Source organism: Micromonospora sp. WMMA1363 (genome assembly GCF_030345795.1).
Classification (GTDB): domain Bacteria; phylum Actinomycetota; class Actinomycetes; order Mycobacteriales; family Micromonosporaceae; genus Micromonospora.
In genome coordinates this window covers 5,141,865-5,162,296 of the sequence record NZ_JAUALB010000001.1, presented here as the reverse complement: position 1 = coordinate 5,162,296, position 20,432 = coordinate 5,141,865, and the positions used below count along the sequence as shown (strand labels likewise).

Genomic DNA, 20,432 nt, shown 5'->3' with positions numbered 1-20,432 from the left:
CGCCGGTCGCGGGGTACCGGGATCGGCCGTCGGAGCCGGCGCCACCGTCACGGCGTTCTTGGCGTCGCCGGACTGCCGGCCATCCTGCTGTGGCGTCCGTGGTCTCCGTTGCGGATGCGGTGCGTGCCCGGGGCGGGAATCGAACCCGCACGCCTTGCGGCAGCCGCTTTTAAGGCGGCCGTGTCTGCCGTTCCACCACCCGGGCCGGTGACACCGACGCGTCCGCCAACGGACCGGAGCTCCGGCGCGGCGTGCGCCGCCGACCCGCTCGACACATCTGGTGCAGTGTCACCGTAGCGGGTCCTCGGCGGCCGGGCGTACCCCGGCGCCCTGCCGGCACTAGGGTCGAGGCCGTGAGCAGCGCAGCCCCTACTGCCCCCGATGCCGTCCAGCACACTGCTCGCCGCGGTCTCCGGCGCTCGCTCCGACACCGGCTGGCCCGGCTGCCGACCGCGCTCGCCCGCCGCCGCGTCGATCTCGCCGTCGCGCTGTTGTTCCTGGCGCTGGCCGGCTGGCTCACCCACGGACTCTGGCCCGATCCCGGGGCGCGCGTCCTGTCGCTCAACCCCGAGGACCAGGCCCTCTACGAGTGGTTCCTGGCCGTCGACGCCCGAGCGCTGCTCGGTGACTTCAGCCTGCTCACCGACCGGTTGAACGCGCCCGACGGCGTGAACCTGATGACCAACACGACGGTGATCGCCCTCGGGGTGCCGCTGGCCCCGGTCACCCTCCTGTTCGGCGCACCGGTCACCTTTGCCCTGCTGGCCGGGGCGAACCTCGCTGGTACCGCCGTCGCCTGGTACCTGCTCTACACCCGAACGCTGCGGGTTCGGTCGGCCGCCGCCCTGGTGGGCGGCACACTGTGCGGATTCGGTCCCGGCATGGTGTCGCAGACCAACAGCCACCTGCACATGACCGCGCAGTGGCTGGTCCCGGTGATCGTCTGGCTGGTGGTCCGCCTGCTCCGAGCCGCCGATCCTGCGACCGCCGACCCCACCGCCACCGTCCCGGCAGTCGGCACCGCCGTCCCCACCACCAACGGATCGGGCCCGGGGCCGGACCGGCGGATCCTCACGTCGGCGGTGGGCCTCGCGGCGGTGGTGAGCGTCCAGGTCTTCGTCGGCGAGGAGGTGCTCTTCCTCACCGCGCTCACCCTGCTGGTGACCGCGATCACGTACGCCGTGACCGACCGGAACCGGGCCCGCCGGGCGTTGCCCGGCTTCGTCGGCGGGATGCTACTCGCCAGCGGCGCCGCCCTGCTCCTGCTCGCCTGGCCGCTGTGGTTCCAGTTCGCCGGCCCGCAGGGGGTCACCGCCGGAATGTTCGACCCACACTACTTCTCAGCGGATCTGCGCAGCTGGTGGGCGGTGTCGCCGCTGTCGCTGCTCGGCGCGGAGGGGTCCGCGCGGCTAACCACCGGGCCGGCGGAGTACAACAGCTTCCTCGGCTGGCCGCTGCTGCTGGTCACCGCTGCCTGCGCGCTCTGGCTGGGCCGTCGCCGACTGGTGGTGGCGTGCGTCGTCGGCGCCCTCGTGACCGGCGCGTTGTCACTCGGTCCGCAGGTGGTCGTCGACGGGAACCGCACCGCGCTGCCCGCGCCGTACGCCCTGCTCGCCGGCCTGCCGGTGGTGGACGGCGCGCTGCCGACGCGGTTCGCGCTCGCGGCGCTCCCGCTGATCGCCACGGTGCTGGTGCTGGCGGTCGACCGGGCGCTGAGCGTCGACGGCCGGGCCCGGAGGTGGGTCCCCGCGACGGTCGGGGCAGCCCTGTTGCCGCTGTTCCCACTCCCGCTGCCGACCGCCGAGCGACCGTCGGTCCCGGCGTTCATCACCGCCGGGCACTGGCGCCAGTGCGTTCCACCGGGCGGAGTGCTGGTGCCGGTGCCGCTCGCCACGCCCGGGGAGCCGTGGCCGATGCGCTGGGCCACCGCCGCCGACGCCGCGTTCGGCATGCCGGAAGGGTTCTTCATCGGGCCGTACGGCCGGAACGGGTCGGCGGTGATGGGAGCCGCCCGGCGGCCCACCGCCCTCCTGCTGGAGGGGGTGGCCAAGCGGGGACTCCGGCCGGTCGTCGATGAGCGAGAGCGCCGGCAGGCCGCCGAGGACGTGCACTTCTGGCGCGCGTCGTGCGTGGTACTGGCCGTCGAAACCCGGCACGCGGACCAGCTGCGCGGGACGCTGGAACAGCTCTACGGCCCGTCGACGCGGATCGACGACGTCTGGATCTGGCGGGTCTGACAACGCCCCGAGAACCGGGACAAAACCCCTCCCCGCGGATACGCCCGCGGTTGGCGGGACCTCCCCAGATTCAGCGGGACCCTTCCCACATTCAGCGCGAGCCGGCGCCGACCGGCTGGGAGGCTTCGGCGAACTCCTCCCGTGGGTCGTGCAGCTGGCCCAGGGCGACCACCTCACGCTTGAGGAAGAACGCCAGCGACCAGTCGACCACAACCCGGACTTTCCGGTTGAACGACGGAATCCGGCTCATGTGGTACGTCCGGTGCATGAACCAGGCGGGCCAGCCCTTCATCTTGACGCCGTAGACCTGCGCGACGCCCTTGTACAGCCCGAGGCTGGCCACGCTGCCGGCGTGCTTGTGCTGATAGTTCACCGGTTCCCGGCCGCGGACGACGTTGACGATGTTGTCGGCCATCCGGGTCGCCTGGCGCACCGCGTGCTGGGCGCTCGGCGAGCAGTAGTTGCCCGGTTCCTTGGTCAGGTCCGGCACCGCGGCGCAGTCACCGGCGCTCCACGCGCCCTCCACGACCCGGTCACCGTCGACGATCTGCAGAGTCGGCACGCAGGTGACCCGACGCCGCGCGTCGCGCGGGAAGTCGGTGGCGTCCAACATCGGCGACGGCTTCACGCCGGCCGTCCAGACAATGGTGTCCGCGCGGAAGCTGTCGCCGTCGGACAGCTTCACCACCCCGTCGACGCAGGATTCCAGGCGCGTGTCCAGCCGGATGTCCATGTTCCGCTTGAGCAGCTGCTGCACCGTGTAGGCACCCATGTCCCGACCGACCTCGGGCAACACCCGCTGGGTGGCCTCGACCAGCACCCAGCGCATGTCCGTCGGCTCCAGCTCCGGGTAGTAGCGCAGGGCGTCCCGGGCCATGTCCTCCATCTCGGCGAGCGCCTCGATGCCGGCGTACCCGCCGCCGACGAAGACGAACGTCAGGGCGCTCCGGCGGACCCGCGGGTCCTCGGTGGCTGCGGCCACGTCCAACCGGTCCAGCACGTGGTTGCGGAGGTAGATGGCCTCACCGATGGTCTTGAAGCCGATGCCGTGCTCGTGCAGGCCGGGAATCGGCAGCGTCCGCGAGACGGAACCGGGGGCGACCACGACGTGGTCGTACCGGATCTCGCGGGTCGGGCCGACGATCGGCTGCACCACCGCGGTCCGGTTGGCGTGATCGATCCGGGTCACCGCGCCCGCGAGGACCTTGCACTTGCGCAACTCACGCCGCAGCGGCACCACGGAGTGCCGGGGCGAGATGTTGCCTGCCGCCGCTTCCGGCAGGAAGGGCTGGTAGGTCATGTGAGGCTGAGGGTCCACCACGACGACCTCAGCCTCACGCGAGCTGAGCTTCTTCGACAGGCGCAACGCGGCATACAGGCCGACGTGTCCGGCACCCACCACAAGGATCCGCTTCGGATTCACATCAACTATCTTTCCCCGGGCGGCTCGGCTAATCCCGGGCGCGGCCCTTCGATGTGACGGAGCACAACCGCTGTGACCTGCGTAACCCCGCATCCACCCGGGTCAGGGCCGACGCAGCAGCCACCCCAACAACGCCGTCACCGCGGCCGCGACCACCAGGCCGGCCACCGTCGCCGCCTGGATACCCGGCGCACCGCCGGCCCCGGACAACTCCACCAGGAGGACGCCCAGCACCGCGGCGCCCAGGATCACCGCACCGGCCCGCAGCAGCCACCGGAGGACCAGCCCCGGGTCGACGACCGCGTCGTAGGGCAACACCGCGGCGAGCGCGCACAGCGTGTGCGTGAGATAGAGCAGCGTCGCCACGGCGAGCAGCCGCCACAGCGCGATCGGCCGGCCGTAGCCGTCGGTGGCGACCAGCCAGCCCGCAGCTGCGACCAGCACGGCGAAGCTCGGCCATATCCGCCGCGGCGAAAGCGCAGGCAACAGCGCCACCAGCAGCAACGCCACCAAGGGACGCCCAAGCAGCACCTCGGACGGGTACGCGAGCACCAGCCCGAGCAGGGCGGTGAGAAAGATCCCGGCCCGCACCAGCAGCGGCACCGGCCCGACCCGGGCCGCAGCCGACCGGATCGCCCGAATCCGCCCGATCACGGTATCAATCACCCGAACCCACCTTCGTTCCCGACTGCGGGACTCCGCTGCGCTACGTTCCTCGCGCTCACCCGAACCCACCGTCGTTCCCGACTGCGGGACTCCGCTGCGCTACGTTCCTCGCGCTCACCCGAACCCACCGTCGTTCCCGACTGCGGGACTCCGCTGCGCTACGTTCCTCGCGCTCACCTGGCCCCCGCCCGCGGGGCCACCGCCAGCCGGGCCACGTCCCGCAGCACCTGGTCCAGGCTGCCCGCGCCGGCCCAGCGCACCACCGGCACGCCGTGCTCGCGCAACTGCTCGATCATGGTGTCCCGGTCCAACCGCCACAGCCGGTACGCCACCTCGGCCCAGCCCCGATCCTTCGGCATCGGCAGTTCGGCTGGCAGGGTGTCCACCGCCACCACGAACCGGCCGGAGCGGGCGAGCCGCGCGAGCATCTGCGCGGACCGCTCGTCGAGCAGCGGGGTGAGGACGACCGCCAACGCGTCGGGCGAGATCATGTGGGTGCCGAACGCGAACTCGTACGGCTCGTGCGGTGAGTTTCCCCCCTCGACGTCCAGCAGCCACTCCAGCACGGTCAGGTAGTGCCGCCGACCGGTGCCGGGACGAAGCCGGCGGGCGGCGGGACCGTACTCCTGGAGAGCCACCCGGTCCCCCCGATGCAGGTAGTGCTCGGCGATCGCCGCGGCGCTCCGGACGGTGGTGTCCAGCACCGACGCCGCACCGGCGACCCCGCCGGACGCGCCCGCCTCCGCCAGGACGTCCAGCAGCACCACCACCTCGGCGTCCCGGTCGGAGAGCGTCGCCGCCACGTGCAGTTGCCGAGCCCGCAGCGAGACCCGCCAGTCGATCCGGCGGAGCCGGTCCCCCGGGGCGAAGACGCGGACACCCGCCAACTCGCCGCCCTCGCCCGGCCGGCGGGAGTGGTGCGCCCCCACCAGCCCGGCGGCCCGGGGCATCGCCTCGACCGCGTCGAACGGTTCGGTCGCCGGGTAGACCCGGACCCGGGCCGGTTCCACGATCACCGCCCGGGACACCAGCAGACCGTGCGCGACGGCCACCCGAACACCGGCCGGGCCGAGCGGATGGCGTCCCCACCGCCGGGCGGTGCCGGTCAACTCCAGGTCGACCGCCGAGTCGGGCGACACCGAGGTCACGAACGGGCGGTCCACCGCGGACGCGATCCGCTCGCCGGCGGTGGCGACGGTGACGCCGGCGAACATGGCCCGCTCGACCCGCAGCCAGGGCGACACGCGGGTGCGCAGCACCGCCACGTCGTACCCGACGAGGTCCGGGTTGCCGACGCTGACCCTGCCATCGCACTCGCCGCCCTCGACCAGATGATCGTCGTCGGTGGAGATCCAGATTTGGGGCGCCGCAGCGGGCCGGCGGCGCAGCGCGTACGCGGTGCCGAGCGCGAACGGCGCGGCCAGCACGATCAGGTCGACCCGGCCCAGCAGGACACCGGCGACCAGCAGCAACCCGGTGAGCAGCACGGCCCGGCCCAGCGCGGGCGTCGGCGCCCACCCGGACTCCGGCTCCACCGGTGGCGGCACGACAGGCGGGTCCAGCGAGGACGGCGGCGGGGCGGAACGGCTCATGGATGCCCGGACCGGCCGGCGGCGTAGCTGGGCAGGGCGCCGCTGGTCGGGGCCGGGGTGCCGGCCAGCACCTCACCAACCACGAAGGACGGATCCACCCGGCGCAGCCACATCTCCGGGCGTAGCGTGATGCGGTGGGCGAGTGCCGGCACCGCCACGTCCTTGACGTCCTCCGGTACGACGAAGTCGCGGCCCGCCGTCACGGCACGGACCCGGGCCAGCAGAAGCAGCGCCAGCGACCCGCGCGGCGAGGCGCCGACCAGCACCGACGGGTGCTCCCGGGTGGCCGCGGTCAGGGCGACCATGTACCGCCCCACCGAGTCCTCCACCACCACGTCTTCCAGTGCGGCCTGCATGGCGCGCAGGGTAGCGGCGTCCACGACCGGTTTGATCACCGCCTCCTCGCGGCGACGGGCCATCCGGCGGCGCAGCACCTCCCACTCCTCCTCGTGTTCGGGGTAGCCGAAGGAGACCCGGAGCAGGAAACGGTCCAGCTGTGCCTCCGGCAGCGGGTAGGTGCCCTCGTACTCGACCGGGTTCGCCGTGGCGAGCACGTGGAAGGGCTCGTCCAGCCGGTATGTCACGCCCTCGACCGAGACCTGCTTCTCCTGCATGGCCTCCAGCAGCGCCGACTGGGTCTTCGGCGGGGTGCGGTTGATCTCGTCGGCGAGCAGGAGGTTGGTGAAGACCGGGCCGGCCCGGAACGTGAAGTCGCCGGTGCGCTGGTCGTACAGGAAGGAGCCGGTCACATCGGCCGGCAGCAGGTCGGGGGTGAACTGAAGGCGGCGGAAGTCCAGCCCGAGCGCCTGCGCGAAGGTGCGGGCGGTCAACGTCTTACCCAGGCCGGGCAGATCCTCCAGCAGTACGTGGCCGCCGGCCAGGATACCGGCGAGCACCAGCTCCAGCGCCTCCCGCTTGCCGACCACGACCTCGCCGACCGCGCCCAGCACCGCCCGGGCGAGGTGACCGACCTCGGTGGGGGGCATGGTCCGGGACACGTCGTTCATATTTTCTCCAGTTCGGCGACGATCGCCGCGAGGGCACGCGGCGACGGAGTGCGGCGGGACGGTGCGGCGAGGAACGTCCACAGCGGCTCCCCCAGCAAGGCCCGGGCCCGGGCCGGATCGGAGTCGCGGGTCAGGCCGTGGCGCTGACGCAGGCGTTCGTCGGTCAACTCACCGAGGCGGGGCAGGATCCGCTCGGCGAACCGCTCGCGGTCGCCCGACGCCCAGTCCAGCGGCCGTTCCCACCCATTGATCGCGGTGCGCAGCGCGTCCCCGGTGCCTGGGCCGCCGGCGCTTCGGCCTGCCTTCGGGGCCGTTCGGGCGGCCGACCGGGGCGGCGCCAGGGAACTGACGACCCGGCGCACCGCGATCAGGGCGGCCACCGCGGCCACCAGGACCAGCGGCGACACCTGCAGACCCAGCACACGGAGACCGGCGGCCAGGACGACCACGGCGGCGGCCACCGCGAGAACCGCCCGCAGCACCTGCCCGGACCGCCTGCCGGAGCGCGGCCGACGGGACGGCCCGTCCTCCTCGGCGGTGAGCAGGTCGTCGATGCTCGTGCCGCTCATCCCGACGCCTCGCCGCGTTCGCCGCCGGTACCGGATGCCCGGACACCGGGACCGACGATCCGCTCGCTCATTCCCCCACCCCCGCCGGCACGACGCCGGCCAGTTCGCCCCGGAGCCGCCGCAGGGCGGCCCGGGCCTGATCTCGGGTGTGCTCGTCCACGGGCCGGGTCGCGTACCGCGCCTCGCGGAAGACGTGGGCGAACTCGGCCAGCACGTCGGCGCTGGCGATGGCCGGGACATCCGCCGCCGGGTCGCCGCGCAGCAGACGGGTCACCAGGTCGGTGGGGGTGTCCCCGGCGAGCCGGGGCACGCCGGCACCAGCGGCGGCCTCCTCGAGGCGCACCCAGCAGGCGATGACCGCCGTCCGCGGGTCCGTGTCGGCGTCGTCCAGGTCAACCAGACCGGCGTCGAGTGCGGCGACCACCTCTTGGGCGGTGTCTGCCGCCGGAGCGCGCGCGGGCCGCTGCGCGGGGAGCCGCCGGGTGACCCGTCGCACCGCGCCCCGGGCCAGGGTCACGGCGAGGTAGCCGAACGCGGCGACCAGGGCGAGACCGAGCAGCACCAGCGCCGCCGTGGCGATCCACGACGGGATCTGGGCCCGCGTCGCGTCCGCCGCGTCCCGCGGTTCGGCCGGGATCGATGGTCTCGGTTCGGTCGTCGGATACTCGGGCACGAAGGGCACGTTCTCCGCGGCCGGTGGGATGCGGCTGGCGCCGAGCGACGAGTGCGCGGCCGTGACCGCGGCCACGGCGAGCAGAAGAGCGACCGCCGTGACCGGCCACCACCTGCGGAGCACGCTGAGGTCCATCCCGACCTACCTCGCCGTCGCCAAGGCGAACCGCACGGGCCGGTGCGTCCCGTTCGTCATCGCCACCGCCCCGCAGCCTCTACTTCACCCCGGCCAGTCTCTTCGCCCGGGCGAACACCTCGTCCAGCATCTCTGGTGTCAGCCGCCCGGTGAAGGTGTTCTGCTGGCTGACGTGGTAGCAACCCAGCAGCTCCGGTGCGGCCGTTGCGGACCAGTGTGCCCCATGCGTGAATGCCGGTCGCGGGCTGGGCGGGCGCACACTATACACCTGGTTCAGGGCCGGCCACCAAGCGGCCCACGCGAACGCGCCCAGCGCGACCACGACGCGCAGGGTCGGTCGGATCAGCGTGACCTCGCGGTGCAGCCACGGCGCGCAGGTGTCCCGCTCGGCCGGGGTGGGCTTGTTGACCGGCGGCGCGCAGCGCACCGCCGCGAAGATCCGGGTGTCCCGCAGGGTCAGCCCGTCGTCGGCGGCGACGCTGGTCGGCTGGTTCGCCAGGCCGGCCCGATGCAGGGCGGCGAAGAGGACGTCGCCCGAGCGGTCGCCGGTGAAGATGCGGCCGGTGCGGTTTCCGCCGTGTGCGGCGGGAGCGAGGCCGAGGACGGCGATACGGGCCGCCGGGTCGCCGAAGCCCGGCACCGGGCGACCCCAGTACTCCTGGTCCCGGAAGGCTGCCCGGCGGGTGCGGGCGACCTGCTCCCGCCAGGCGACCAGCCGGGCGCAGGCAAAGCAGTCGCTCACCACGCCGTCGAGGTCGGCCAGGTCGGTCGCCCGACCGGCGCGGGCGGCGACCTCTGCGGGGGTACGGGGCTCAGCCAAGCCTGGCCCGGAAGAGTTCGAGGGTGCGGGCCCAGGCGGTGGCGGCGGCGCGCTGGTCGAAGCTCTCCGGCCGGTCCTCGTTGAAGAAGGCGTGCGCGGTGCCCGGGTAGTCGTACGTCTGGCAGCTGCCGCCGGCCGTCTCGACGGCCCGGCGGACCGTCCGCACGCCCTCGGCGGCCGAGGTACCGTCCGCCTCCGAGCAGTGGATGACCGCGGCCTTGCCCGCGTAGTCGGTCCACTCCGGACGCATCCCCTCCCAGGGCAACCGGGGATAGAAGGCGGCGGTCGCCACGATCCGCTCTGTGCGGGTGGCGGCCCAGAGAGCCAGGCTGGCGCCGGCGGAGAAACCGGCACAGCCGATCTTGCCGGCGACCTCGCGACGGCTGGCCAGGTAGTCGGCCGCGCCGGCGACGTCCGCGGCGGCCTCGTCCAGCTGGACGCTGTTCACCATCTGCCACGACTCGTCCGGCTTGCTGGCCGGCCCGCCGTGCCGAAGGTCCGGGGCGAGGGCGACGAAGCCGGATTCGGCGAACCGGTCCACGACCGCCCGGACGTGGGGCACCAGGCCCCACCAGTCCTGGATGACGATGACCGCCGGGCTGGCCGCACCACCGGACGGTATCGCGAGATATCCCTCGCCCGTACCACCGTTGCTCCGGTAGGTCACCATCTCACCCATCGGTCTTCCTCCTAGCGGTCAGTCATCGTTGGCTGGTCGCCCAGTGGTCCTACGTGCCGGTAGCCTCCCACGCCGTGACCGCGCCGGGAAGACAGCGGAGAAGTGGCATTCACCTCCTGTTCGGTCCTCGGTCGATTCGGGTACGACAACGGCGGCGCGGGTGGTCACCGCGCCGCCGTCGATCTCGCCCGAGGGGTCGCTCAGGCCTTCTTGGTCAGGCAGAGCACGTAGCCGGTCTTGCCCGGTTCGATGCTGGAGAAGATGTACCCCTCCTCGCCCTCCTTGAAGAACTGGTCGCACGCCGTGCCTTCGCGGGCCTGCGCCTCGGTCTGGCCGTCGACCCGGCCGACCACCGCAAACGCGGCGTCGGTGGCGGTGCACTCGACCACCTTGGCGCCGTCGACCCGCTCCTGCTCGGCGCCGGTCACCTCAGGCAGCTCGGCGATGCAGTCGCCGGCCTTCGCGTCGGCCGTCGCGTCCGTGTCGAAGAAATTCCCGATCGCCGAAGCGACGCCGAGCTTGAGACCGGCGATCACCAGGAACGCGACGATCGCGCCGACGATGCCGAGCGCTTTCTTGCCACCGGACTTCTTCGCCGGCTGCTCGACCGGCGGTGGCGCCTGGATGCCGGGCTGGGCGGCGTCCGGCGTGGGGGGCGGTGCGACCTGCTCTGACACGAAATTTCCTTCCAAGGGGTCGGGGTGCGGACGACACCGTAACGATCATCAGCACCGCCCGCTGCCCCGGAAGCCTCATCCGTTCAGCCATTTCCCAGGAAGCCAGCCAGGTCCCGGGAGGAACTCCTGCATGGGCGGAGCTGAGCAGGATCCGGCTTCTTCCATGCCACCAGTGCCATGGTCCTCTTCTTGTGGTCCGCCTGCCGTCGCGTGCGACCGGTCGTCTACCGGTGGTGGTGGCGCTCCGAGATGAAGCAGGTCGTGAGCGACCAGTTCCCCGAACGCCTCCCCCCAGGTCCGACACCGCTTCTCGGTGCGACACGTCGGACAGCGGCCGTCGCGCGACCTGTGCTCCTCGAGGGTTCGCCACCACCGGTCAACCGTCACCGGCCCCGGCTGCCCGTCTGTCACCGCAAGACCCTGATCACGATGGCGGCAACAACGATCAGCACCACGGCCGTCGCCAACACCTTTTGTCTGGCCGTTACCGGCGGCGCATCCGTGGGCCGGTCCGACGGCCGCGCCGGCGGGCATACCCGGTCACCGTCCGGAACCGGCGGTGCGCCATGCGGGTCGTGGTAGGCGCGCACCTCACCAGGTTCGGTGTCGTCGGCCATCACAGCGCCCGCAGTCCCGCCAGCACAGCCACGAGAACGTCATCGTCGAGCTGTGGCGGACAGCCGACGCGTGCCCGGCCGACAGCGCGCCCACCAGACAGCAGCCCCTCCAGTTCCCCTTCGGACACCCGGCGGCCTGCCACCTGGCGCCCCGGTTTCAGCGCATCCGCCAGCGCCACCCGGCGCTGTCGCTGCGGTAGCCGCACTACGGCTGTTGGCATGGCGTGACTCCCGATCGGTGGACGTGGACAGGGCCGCCCCCGCTCGCACCCCTGGACGGGGGCGGCCCCGACAGCGCGACCGGTGGGGTTCGGGTCCCGCGACCGGCTCGCGCCGCCTACAGAGCACTGTCGTCGGGGTTGTGGAGCAGTAACACCGCGTAGCACTATGCGCCTAAGACATTCGGGACCATCGCTTTGGGGTAGCGGGATGAATCGAGCTGTCCAGATCGCAATGGCTGAGGTGGGAGAGACCGCCGACAGTCTTGCCGCTCAGGTAGGGGTTGACCCGAAGACGGTGGCGCGGTGGGTGAGCCAGGACCGGGTACCACAGACGCGACATCGTGCCCACGTGGCCGAGATCCTCAAACGGGACATGGAGGACCTCTGGCCGGACGCACAGAGACGAAGGGAGCCCGCCTGGTTCCGGCCGTGGACAGAGATCGAACGGGAGGCCGCCGGGCTGCGGTGGTATGAATCGGCCGTGCTGCCGGGGCTGCTGCAAACCGAGGAGTACGCCCGAGCCGTCCTCAGCAGCGGTCCTTTGGTGGCCGATGTCGAGCACCACATCGGCACCCGGCTACAGCGGCAGGCGGCAGTATTCGACCGCCCCCGACCGCCACTGTCAGTCTTCGTGATCGACGAGGCCGCACTGCGCCGCGGCGACCCAAAGGTCATGGGACCCCAGCTCGACCACCTTGTGGCGTTGGCGGAACGACCTAACGTCATGGTGCACGTGCTACCGCTTGACGCAGGCTTGCACCCCGGCCAAGCAGGACCGTTCGTGATCGCCACGACAGCGGACGGCGACGACGTCGGCTACCTGGACGATCAGGCGGCCGGGCGCATCACGAATGACGTTGCTCCGCTCTGGGCTGTCTGGGATACCGTGAGATCGGTAGCGCTTCCGCGCAACCAGACCATCGGATTCCTGAGAGCGCGATCATGGCTAACTTGACCGGCGCCCAGTGGCGCAAGAGCACCCGCAGCAGCTCCAATGGTGGGGCGTGCGTCGAAGTTGCCGACAACCTGCCCGGCGTCGTGGGCGTCCGGGACTCGAAGGACCCGGCCGGCCCGGCGCTGGTGTTCGGCCCGGCGGCGTGGCAGGCCTTCGTCACGTTCACCGCGGCGGGCAAGTAGCCCGCCGAGGCGCTACCCGAACGACGGAAACCCTCGACCTTCCTTCACAGGCAGGTCGGGGGTTTCGTCGCGTTCACAGGGCCGGCACAGCCAGCCGCACCGGGGGCAACGGTGACCGACGTGCTACGGCATGCTGTAGCAGATGCCGTCGAGGATGTCGTGCTCGGAGGCGACCACCGAGTCCATGCCGGCACGTTCCATGATCACCCGGAGGACCAGGGCGCCGGCGCCGATCACGTCGGCCCGGCCCGGGTGCATCACCGGGATCGCCAGCCGCTCGTCCCGGGTCTTCGCCAGCAGGTCGGCCGTCACGTCGGCCACGGCGTCGTAGGACACCCTCGCGTGGTGGATGCGGTCCGGGTCGTACTCCGTCAGGCCCTGGGCGATCGCGACGACGGTGGTGACCGACCCGGCGAGCCCGACGAGCGTGGCTGCCTCCCGGCCCGGCACCGCGTCGAGCGCGCGGTCCACCGCGACCGCGATGTCCGCCCGGGCGGCGGCGATCTCGTCCACGCCGGGCGGGTCACCGTGCAGGTGCCGCTCGGTCATCCGGACGCACCCGATGTCCACGGAGATCGCGGCGTGGACGCCGCCGGCGCGGGTGCCGACGACGAACTCGGTCGAGCCGCCGCCGATGTCGACCACCAGGTACGGCTCCCGCGCGTCAGCGGGCAGCCCGCGCACCGCGCCCGTGAAGGAGAGCCGCGCCTCCTCCTCCCCGGTCACCACCTCCGGGGAGACGCCGAGAGTTTCCTCCACCATGACCCGGAAGTCGGTGGCGTTCGCGGCGTCCCGGGTGGCCGAGGTGGCACACATCCGGACCCGCTCGGCAGCCAGCTTCTCGATCTCGACGGCGTAGCTGGCGAGCGCCACCCGGGTGCGCTCGATCGCCTCCGGGGCCAGCCGGCCGGTGCGGTCCACGCCCTGGCCCAACCGGACGATCTCCATCCGGCGGCTCACGTCGACCAGCGGGACGTTGGGGCCCGCGCCCGGGTCGGGCAGGTCGGCGACCAGCAGGCGGACCGAGTTTGTCCCGCAGTCGATGGCGGCCACGCGCGTCGTCACGCCCGCAACCCTACGGCAGGCCGGATGCGCCCGATCAGACGACGGCGCGCCGGCCCCGAAGGTCCGACACGACCGGCACGGCAGCAAACGATCATCAGGCGCGTCGGGACGGGGGAATCAGACACACCCGGACGGGCGGCGAGGCGGTCAGAGGCGCAGCAGCATCCGAGTGTTGCCGAGGGTGTTCGGCTTGACCCGTTCCAGGTCGAGGAACTCGGCGACACCCTCGTCGTACGAGCGCAGCAACTGCTCGTAGACCAGCTGCGGCACCGGCGCCCCGTCGATCTCCGTGAACCCGAACGAGCCGAAGAAGCTCGTCTCGAAGGTGAGCACGAAGATCCGCGCCACGCCGAGTTCCCGGGCCTCGTCGATCAGGCCGCCGACGATCCGTTGGCCGATCTTGCGGCCACGGCAGGCCGGGTCGACGGCGACCGTACGGATCTCGGCCAGGTCCTCCCACAGGACGTGCAGCGCCCCGCAGCCGATCACCGTGCCGTCCGGCGCGACCGCGACCCGGAAATCCTGCACGTCCTCGTAGAGCGTGACGGTCGCCTTGCCCAGCAGCCGCCGGTCGTCCGTGTACGTGTCGACCAGGCGTCGGATGCCACGGACATCGGTCGTCCGGGCGCGCCGCACCACGATCTCGTCAGCGGCGGTCATCTCATTCGCCCGCCGGCACGTCCACGCACCGCCCGGCGGCCCACCACGGCTCGACCAGCCCCAGCGTCTCGTCGCCGAACGGGTTGACCCCCGGTCCGGCGCCGAGCGCGTGCCCGAGGTGCACGTGCAGGCACTTCACCCGGCCCGGCATCCCACCGGCCGAGATACCGGCGATCTCCGGCACCTGGTCGATCGACTCCCTCCGGGCCAGGTAGTCCTCGTGCGCGGCCCGGTAGTGCGCGGCCAGCTCCGGATCCTCCGCGAGCCGATCCGCCATCTCCTTCATCAGCCCGGCCGACTCCAGCCGGCTGCACGCGGCCGTCGCGCGGGGACAGGTCAGATAGAACAACGTCGGGAAGGGCGTGCCGTCAGCCAGGCGCGGCGTCGTCTCCACCACGTCGGGCAGGCCGCACGGGCACCGGTGGGCCACCGCCCGGGTCCCCCTGGGTGGACGTCCGAGTTGGGCGGCCACGGCGGCCAGGTCGGCCTCGGTGGACGGCTCCCGCTGCGGCAGGGGCACGGAGGCCGCCGCCGGCTCCTGCGGTGGTACGACTGTCACGCTGCTCATTCCTCGGTCGGCGCGGTTCATCCGGAATTCAGGCGTCGGGCCGGTCTCCGTTGGCGGCCGCCACGCTCGACCAGAGCGTGTCGTACCAGGGATCGGAAGCGCCCGGATCGGCCGCGCCGGCGGGCCGGCCGGCGTCCCGGGCGGCACCGTCCGGGTCGCGCAGCACCACCATGATCTTTTCGCCGGGACGACCCATGAAGAACCGTTCCCGAGCCTTGGCCTCGATGTACTTCTCGTCCTGCCACTTGGCGGCCTTGTCGGCCAGCTTCTCGATCTCCGCCCGTTGGGCCGCCTGGGCGGCCTCCATCCGGGCGATGTCGGCCTGCTGGTCAAGGTACACCCGGACTGGGTAGGTGTAACCCAGGGCGAGCGCGATCAGCACCGCGAACAGCACGGTGGCACGCCCGGTGAAGTGTCGGGGGTGGGGTGCGGAGAGCCGCTTGACACCGCCGCCGGCCGCCCGCCGGGCGGCCGGCCGGTTCGCCGAGCGGACGCCCTCGGTGGGCCGGGCCGCGCTCGGAGCGCGACCGGCGGTCGCCCGCGACTCGGCGCGCCCGCTGCCCTCCCCGACCGGCCGGGCACCACGGGCTCGGACCGGCCGGCCGGTCCGAGCCGGCCGACGGGCGGGACGCTGACCACCCGGCGTGCGGCGCTGCTGCATCCTCACACCCCTCCCCAAGGCCTCGCGTCGGTCAGGCCGAACGGTAACGCGGGAAGGCCCCCGCCCCGGCGTACCGCGCCGCGTCGGCCAGTTCCTCCTCGATCCGCAGCAGCTGGTTGTACTTGGCGACCCGGTCGGAGCGAGCCGGCGCGCCGGTCTTGATCTGGCCACAGCCGGTGGCGACGGCCAGGTCGGCGATGGTGGTGTCCTCCGTCTCGCCGGAGCGGTGGCTCATCATGCACGTGAAGCCGGCCCGATGCGCGAGGTCCACCGCGTCCAGGGTCTCGGTGAGCGACCCGATCTGGTTGACCTTCACCAGGACGGCGTTGGCGGCGTTCTCGGCGATGCCCCGGGCGATGCGCTGCGGGTTGGTGACGAACAAGTCGTCGCCGACGATCTGGATCCGGTCGCCGAGGGACGCGGTGAGCGTCTGCCAGCCAGACCAGTCGTCCTCCGCCAGCGGGTCCTCGATCGACACGATCGGGTACCCGTCGGCGAGCTTGGTGTAGTAGCTGCTCATCTCCTCGGCGGACTTCGCGGCCCCCTCGAAGGTGTAGGTACCGTTTTCGAAGAACTCCGTCGCGGCGACGTCCAGCGCGAAGACGATGTCCGTGCCAAGCCGGTAGCCGGCCTTCTCGACCGCCTCGGCGATCAGGTCCAGCGCGGCGGCGTTGGTCGGCAGGTTCGGTGCGAAGCCGCCCTCGTCACCGAGCCCGGTGGACAGGTCCTTCTTCTTCAACACCGACTTCAGCGCCTGGTAGACCTCCGCCCCGGAGCGGAGCGCCTCGCGGAAGCTGGGCGCTCCGATCGGCGCGATCATGAACTCCTGGATGTCGACGTTGGAGTCGGCGTGCGCGCCGCCGTTGAGGATGTTCATCATCGGCACCGGCAGTAGGTGCGCGTTCGGCCCGCCGAGGTAGCGGAAGAGGCTCAGCTCGGCGCTGCCGGCGGCCGCCTTCGCCACGGCCAGGGAGACGCCCAGGATCGCGTTCGCCCCCAACTCGCTCTTGTTGTCGGTGCCGTCGACGTCGAGCATCTTCTGGTCGATCAGCCGCTGCTCGCTGGCCTCGTACCCGACCAGCTCGTCGACGATCTTGTCCTCGATGTTCGAGACCGCCTTCTCGACGCCCTTGCCCTGGTAGCGGTCGGTGTCACCGTCACGCAGCTCGATTGCCTCGAAGGCGCCCGTGGAGGCGCCGGAGGGCACCGCGGCGCGGGCGATCGTGCCGTCGTCGAGCCCGACCTCGACCTCGACCGTCGGGTTGCCCCGCGAGTCAAGGATCTCCCGGGCGACGATTCCCTCGATGGTTGCCACTGAGTCGCTCCTCGTTTGTGTGTGCCGGTCCGGTGTGGGCCGCGACGGTGCGGCTGGGGCAGGTGTTGCACGCAGCGTATCGGGCGGCGGCAGGTCGCGGCGCGTCGCCCGGCGCGCCCGGGGCCGGCCGCCACGCCCACCGCCTCGTGGCCGAACCGGCCGATCCGTTCCCTACACCCCCAGCAGAGCGCGCAGGTGGCGCGGGGGTGGGCAGTCGTGGGCGAGCATCGCGTCGTGCCAGTCCCGGACGGACACGCCGTCAGGACGAGCCGCGGCGATCTCAGCCACCTCGCTGTAGCCAACGAAGTACGTGGACAGTTGCGTCGAGGTGAGCAGCGCGCGACGCCACTTGCCGGCGGCCTCCCCCTCCTCCTGGAAGCCGCGCCCGGTCATCAGCGCCATCGCGTCCTCCTCGGTGACTCCGTCGCCGTGCACGAGCTGGTCGAGCAGGGCGTTGATGGTCATCCGCAGCTGCATCTTGAGCTGCTGCAACCGCACCGGCACGCCACCGAAGCCGCGGGCGGCCATCAGCTCCTCCGCGTAGACCGCCCAGCCCTCGATGAACGGGCCGGACCGGGCCAGCGCCCGGACCCGGGTGTTGCCGACATGCCGACGGGCGTGCGCGAGCTGAAGGAAGTGTCCGGGCATCGCCTCGTGCACGGTGAGGTTGCGGATCATGTGGTCGTTGTACTCGCGGTAGAACGACTCGACCCGGTGCGCCGGCCAGTCCGTCGGGGTGGGTGCGATGCAGTAGAAGGTCGGCACGTCCGCCGACTCCAGGGCGCCCGGCGAGTCGCAGTACGCCGCCGCCACGCCCCGGGCGAACTCCGGCATCACCTGGATCACGCACGAGTCGTCGACCAGGCTCACCAGGTCGTGGGCACGAACGAAACCCGCCGCCTCGTCGAGCGTGATCGAGGCGAGGTCGACGATCGTGTGGTCGTCCGGGTGCTCGGCGGCGAGCAGATCCAGTGCCCGGCGCACCGTCTCGTCGTCGGCCGGGCCGCCGACCAGCTCGACGGCCGCCGCTCGGATCTCCTCGGTGACGCGGTCCAGGTTCGCCCAGGCACGGCGCTGAATCTCGGCGGCGCCCAGCTCGGTGTCGAGCGTGTGCCACAGCCGGGCCTCCCAGCGACGGCGCCCCAGGCGGGGGTCCCGGCCGGGCCCGGCGTCGGCGGCAAGGCCGGCGCGCAGCCACGCCACGAACTCCTCGACGGCGGCGATCGCCCCGGCGGCGGCCGGCGCGACCCGGTCGTGCCGGGTGGGCGCCGCGTCGAGCAACACCGGCACCTCGTCCCGGATCAGCGCCGCGGTGCCGGTGAACTGGACGACCGCCGTCTCGGCGTGGATCCGCGGCATGTCCCGCAAGGTCGCCCGCGCGGTGGCGAGGGCGTCCGGTACGGCCGCCAGCCGGCCGGCCAGGCTGTCCAGCCGGACCTCGACCGGGGCGTACGGGCGGGCGACGAGCGCGTACAGCAGCCCGCCCGGATTGTGCCGCAGCGGATCCCACTCGTGCGAACGGATCTCGTCTGACTCGAACAGCCCCCGGTCCACCAGGGCGGTCAGCAGGGCGTGGTCCACCCGGTCGTCGACGTCGAGAGCATCATCGTCCACCTCGGACAACGCGTCAGCGGCGTCCCGCAACATCGCCCGGTCAGCGGCGACAGCATCAGCAGACAGGTCCGGCAACCGGTCGTCGTACCGATGGTCCCCCGCCGCGGTGGCCACTCCCGGCCACGACGCAAGCAGCGCTTCGACGACCCGTTCGGCCAACCCCGTGAACTCCTGCATGGGAGAACCCTACCGATCACCGCCCGGCCGCCGACCGATCAGGTAGCCGGTGGCGGGCCCTGCCCACCCGTCACATAATGATCAATGCGAGTCGGACAGGGCAGCGCGTTCGGCGGCCCGGACCGCTTCGGCGTAGGCCAGGGTGGCGCGGCGGAGGGCCGCCTCAGGGTCGAGTTCCGCCTCGCGGGCCGCCGCGACCGTGGCGAGGAGGCTGGCACCGAGACGGGCCTCCGGGTCGACCTGCGAATCGGCCAGCGGGGGTGGGACCGCCAAGCCGACCCGGGCGGCCCGGTCGAGAATCTTGGCGGCCAGGGCGAGAGCGGGCTGGCTCATGGCGATGCCGTCCAGCACCGAGTCGCGTGCCTTCTCGGCCCGCTTGATCCGCTCCCAGCTAGCCTCGATCTCCTCCAGCGTGCCCGCCTGCTCACCCGCGAAGACGTGCGGGTTACGCCGGACCATCTTGTCCACCAGGCCACCGGCCACGTCGTCGACGGTCCACCGCTCCCCCTCGGGACGTTCCTCGGCGAGCCGGGCGTGGAGCACCACCTGGAGCAGCACGTCCCCCAGTTCCTCACGCAACGCGTCGGTGTCCCCGGCGCTGATCGCGTCGTACGCCTCGTAACACTCCTCCAGCAGGAAGCCGGCGAGGCTGCGGTGGGTCTGCGCCCGCTTCCACGGGTCACCGCCGGGTGAGGCCAGACGGTCCATCACCGCCACCGCGTCGAGCAACCGGGCACCGGGCGGATCCCACGAGCCGTACATCAGCTCCAGCTCGGCGAGCCCCGGCTGGCGTGCCAACCGCAGGCCCAGCTCCCGGGCGAGGGACTCGTCGCCGGTCGGGCCGGCGAGCCAGACCGCGGTGCCGTGGGCGGCGACCGTGTCCAGCAACGCCTGGGTGGCCGGGCCGTCGACCAGGGTCACCTCGGCGCCCGCCGCGCGGAGCGCCGTCGCCAGCTCGCTCTCCGCCCCGGTCAGCACCGGGTGCCGACGGACGACGTCCCAGGCGGCCGCCGTGAGCAGGCCGGCTGGCAGGCGGGGCGAGGTGACCAGCAGGACGATCCGCGCCGACATGGTCAGCCGGCGACCGGCTCGGTCGCGTCGGCGCCGGTCGGCTCGACCGACGGCAGCGGCTCGGGGGTGGAGATGTCGGTGACCGGGCCATCCGTGTCGATGTACGGCAACGAGTAGAAGATCAGCGCTTGGCCGTTGCTGACCACGGACGGCACGCCGATCGGCTGGTAGCGCGGGTTGATCGACGTACTCGCCCGTTCCGCCTCCTCCTGGAGGGCGACGCTGAGCGCGGCACCAGCGCGGACGAAGCCACCGTCACCGAAGAGCTGCCGGACCTGCTCCACGCTCATGCCCGGCTCCAGCCCCGCCGGCTGCTGCAGCGCCCGGTACACGGCCATCACCGCATCGTCGCTCAGCTCCCCCGCCGGGAGCTGCTGGCTGAGCACCTGCGACATGTCGGCCCACTCGCCCCACAGCCGGGTGTACTCGGCGGCGGCCGGCACCCGCAGCTGCTGCTGGAGCTGTTCCGGGCTGATCTGGTCGGGCACCTGGATGTTCTTCGCCGCGACGATCCGCCGCCCCAGCTCGAGGCTGACCAACAGGTTGACCACGTCCTGCCGGGTCACGTCGGCACGCAGTTGCTCCGGCGACGGGGTGCCCCCCGCCCGGACCGCCTCCTGGCGCACCACCTCCTCGAACGTCGACTGGGCGTCCTCGTAGATGGCATCGACGCGGCTCAGCGGGTACGTGGTTTCACCCACGTACGCGGCGACATCAGGCGCGGACCGGCCGCAGCCGGCGAGAGAGCTGACAGCGAGGGCCGCGACGCTGGCGGCGGCGACAAGACGGCGAGCGCGCATGCCGGTCACTCTCTCACGCCGCCCTGCCCGGCTGTGACGCCACCCACG

Annotated in this window: 22 protein-coding genes and 1 tRNA gene; 3 read left to right on the top strand and 20 right to left on the bottom strand. The window is 72.4% G+C overall.

Going from position 1 to position 20,432, the window contains the following annotated elements; translation table 11 throughout:
- Positions 1 to 124: 124 nt before the first annotated feature.
- Positions 125 to 205, bottom strand: a tRNA-Leu gene (locus tag QTQ03_RS24115).
- Positions 206 to 353: 148 nt separating this feature from the next.
- On the opposite strand from QTQ03_RS24115, the gene QTQ03_RS24110 reads away from it, so the two are divergent.
- Positions 354 to 2,237 (top strand): hypothetical protein, encoded by a 1,884-nt coding sequence (locus tag QTQ03_RS24110; RefSeq protein ID WP_289280030.1) that lies wholly within the window; start codon positions 354 to 356, stop codon positions 2,235 to 2,237.
- Between the two features lie 91 nt (positions 2,238 to 2,328).
- Here QTQ03_RS24110 and QTQ03_RS24105 read toward each other — a convergent pair whose 3' ends face one another.
- The 11 genes from QTQ03_RS24105 to QTQ03_RS24055 form a co-directional block, all read right to left on the bottom strand.
- Positions 2,329 to 3,660 (bottom strand): NAD(P)/FAD-dependent oxidoreductase, encoded by a 1,332-nt coding sequence (locus tag QTQ03_RS24105; RefSeq protein ID WP_289280029.1) that lies wholly within the window; start codon positions 3,658 to 3,660, stop codon positions 2,329 to 2,331.
- 102 nt (positions 3,661 to 3,762) lie between these two features.
- Positions 3,763 to 4,323 carry a hypothetical protein gene (locus QTQ03_RS24100; RefSeq protein WP_289280967.1) on the bottom strand — a complete coding sequence of 187 codons (561 nt, stop codon included), beginning with the start codon at positions 4,321 to 4,323 and terminating at the stop codon, positions 3,763 to 3,765.
- 176 nt (positions 4,324 to 4,499) lie between these two features.
- Complete coding sequence (locus tag QTQ03_RS24095) at positions 4,500 to 5,918, bottom strand: DUF58 domain-containing protein (protein WP_289280028.1); 1,419 nt, start codon at positions 5,916 to 5,918, stop codon at positions 4,500 to 4,502.
- Positions 5,915 to 6,925 (bottom strand): AAA family ATPase, encoded by a 1,011-nt coding sequence (locus QTQ03_RS24090; protein ID WP_289280027.1) that lies wholly within the window; start codon positions 6,923 to 6,925, stop codon positions 5,915 to 5,917. Before QTQ03_RS24090 ends, QTQ03_RS24095 begins: the two co-directional genes overlap by 4 nt.
- Positions 6,922 to 7,494 (bottom strand): DUF7269 family protein, encoded by a 573-nt coding sequence (locus QTQ03_RS24085; protein WP_289280026.1) that lies wholly within the window; start codon positions 7,492 to 7,494, stop codon positions 6,922 to 6,924. The genes QTQ03_RS24090 and QTQ03_RS24085 overlap by 4 nt, the downstream gene beginning before the upstream one ends.
- A 67-nt stretch (positions 7,495 to 7,561) precedes the next feature.
- Complete coding sequence (locus QTQ03_RS24080; protein WP_289280025.1) at positions 7,562 to 8,302, bottom strand: DUF4129 domain-containing protein; 741 nt, start codon at positions 8,300 to 8,302, stop codon at positions 7,562 to 7,564.
- Between the two features lie 79 nt (positions 8,303 to 8,381).
- The gene (locus QTQ03_RS24075; protein ID WP_289280024.1) at positions 8,382 to 9,122 is read right to left on the bottom strand and encodes a uracil-DNA glycosylase; all 741 of its coding nucleotides are present in this window, start codon (positions 9,120 to 9,122) and stop codon (positions 8,382 to 8,384) included.
- Positions 9,115 to 9,801 (bottom strand): dienelactone hydrolase family protein, encoded by a 687-nt coding sequence (locus tag QTQ03_RS24070; protein WP_289280023.1) that lies wholly within the window; start codon positions 9,799 to 9,801, stop codon positions 9,115 to 9,117. Before QTQ03_RS24070 ends, QTQ03_RS24075 begins: the two co-directional genes overlap by 8 nt.
- 200 nt (positions 9,802 to 10,001) lie before the next feature.
- Positions 10,002 to 10,478, bottom strand: coding sequence for an LppU/SCO3897 family protein (locus QTQ03_RS24065; RefSeq protein WP_289280022.1), 477 nt, complete (start codon positions 10,476 to 10,478; stop codon positions 10,002 to 10,004).
- Between the two features lie 407 nt (positions 10,479 to 10,885).
- Positions 10,886 to 11,095 (bottom strand): hypothetical protein, encoded by a 210-nt coding sequence (locus QTQ03_RS24060; RefSeq protein ID WP_289280021.1) that lies wholly within the window; start codon positions 11,093 to 11,095, stop codon positions 10,886 to 10,888.
- Positions 11,095 to 11,316 carry a hypothetical protein gene (locus QTQ03_RS24055; RefSeq protein ID WP_289280020.1) on the bottom strand — a complete coding sequence of 74 codons (222 nt, stop codon included), beginning with the start codon at positions 11,314 to 11,316 and terminating at the stop codon, positions 11,095 to 11,097. The genes QTQ03_RS24060 and QTQ03_RS24055 overlap by 1 nt, the downstream gene beginning before the upstream one ends.
- A 208-nt stretch (positions 11,317 to 11,524) precedes the next feature.
- Here QTQ03_RS24055 and QTQ03_RS24050 point away from each other — a divergent pair, with 208 nt between their 5' ends.
- Positions 11,525 to 12,271 carry a DUF5753 domain-containing protein gene (locus QTQ03_RS24050; RefSeq protein ID WP_289280019.1) on the top strand — a complete coding sequence of 249 codons (747 nt, stop codon included), beginning with the start codon at positions 11,525 to 11,527 and terminating at the stop codon, positions 12,269 to 12,271.
- Positions 12,259 to 12,453 (top strand): DUF397 domain-containing protein, encoded by a 195-nt coding sequence (locus tag QTQ03_RS24045; RefSeq protein ID WP_289280018.1) that lies wholly within the window; start codon positions 12,259 to 12,261, stop codon positions 12,451 to 12,453. The genes QTQ03_RS24050 and QTQ03_RS24045 overlap by 13 nt, the downstream gene beginning before the upstream one ends.
- Before the next feature lie 123 nt (positions 12,454 to 12,576).
- Here the strand turns inward: QTQ03_RS24045 and QTQ03_RS24040 are convergent, their stop codons facing one another.
- From QTQ03_RS24040 to QTQ03_RS24005, 8 genes are all read right to left on the bottom strand, one after another.
- Positions 12,577 to 13,506 (bottom strand): Ppx/GppA phosphatase family protein, encoded by a 930-nt coding sequence (locus QTQ03_RS24040; protein ID WP_289280966.1) that lies wholly within the window; start codon positions 13,504 to 13,506, stop codon positions 12,577 to 12,579.
- Positions 13,507 to 13,665: 159 nt separating this feature from the next.
- Positions 13,666 to 14,178, bottom strand: a complete 513-nt coding sequence (locus QTQ03_RS24035; RefSeq protein ID WP_289280017.1) for an amino-acid N-acetyltransferase — start codon at positions 14,176 to 14,178, stop codon at positions 13,666 to 13,668.
- 1 nt (position 14,179) lies between these two features.
- The gene (locus tag QTQ03_RS24030) at positions 14,180 to 14,737 is read right to left on the bottom strand and encodes a DUF501 domain-containing protein (protein ID WP_289280016.1); all 558 of its coding nucleotides are present in this window, start codon (positions 14,735 to 14,737) and stop codon (positions 14,180 to 14,182) included.
- Positions 14,738 to 14,774: 37 nt separating this feature from the next.
- Entirely contained in the window at positions 14,775 to 15,407 is a 633-nt protein-coding gene (locus tag QTQ03_RS24025; protein ID WP_289280015.1) for an FtsB family cell division protein, read from the bottom strand.
- Between the two features lie 31 nt (positions 15,408 to 15,438).
- Positions 15,439 to 16,722 (bottom strand): phosphopyruvate hydratase, encoded by a 1,284-nt coding sequence (gene eno, locus QTQ03_RS24020; RefSeq protein WP_289280014.1) that lies wholly within the window; start codon positions 16,720 to 16,722, stop codon positions 15,439 to 15,441.
- 171 nt (positions 16,723 to 16,893) lie between these two features.
- On the bottom strand, positions 16,894 to 18,513 hold the full coding sequence (locus QTQ03_RS24015) for a DUF885 domain-containing protein (RefSeq protein WP_289280013.1): 1,620 nt from the start codon (positions 18,511 to 18,513) through the stop codon (positions 16,894 to 16,896).
- Between the two features lie 81 nt (positions 18,514 to 18,594).
- A complete protein-coding gene (locus QTQ03_RS24010; protein WP_289280012.1) occupies positions 18,595 to 19,584 on the bottom strand; it encodes a nucleoside triphosphate pyrophosphohydrolase in 990 nt (329 codons plus the stop codon).
- A gap of 2 nt (positions 19,585 to 19,586) precedes the next feature.
- Positions 19,587 to 20,384, bottom strand: a complete 798-nt coding sequence (locus QTQ03_RS24005) for a hypothetical protein (protein ID WP_289280011.1) — start codon at positions 20,382 to 20,384, stop codon at positions 19,587 to 19,589.
- Positions 20,385 to 20,432 lie beyond the last annotated feature (48 nt).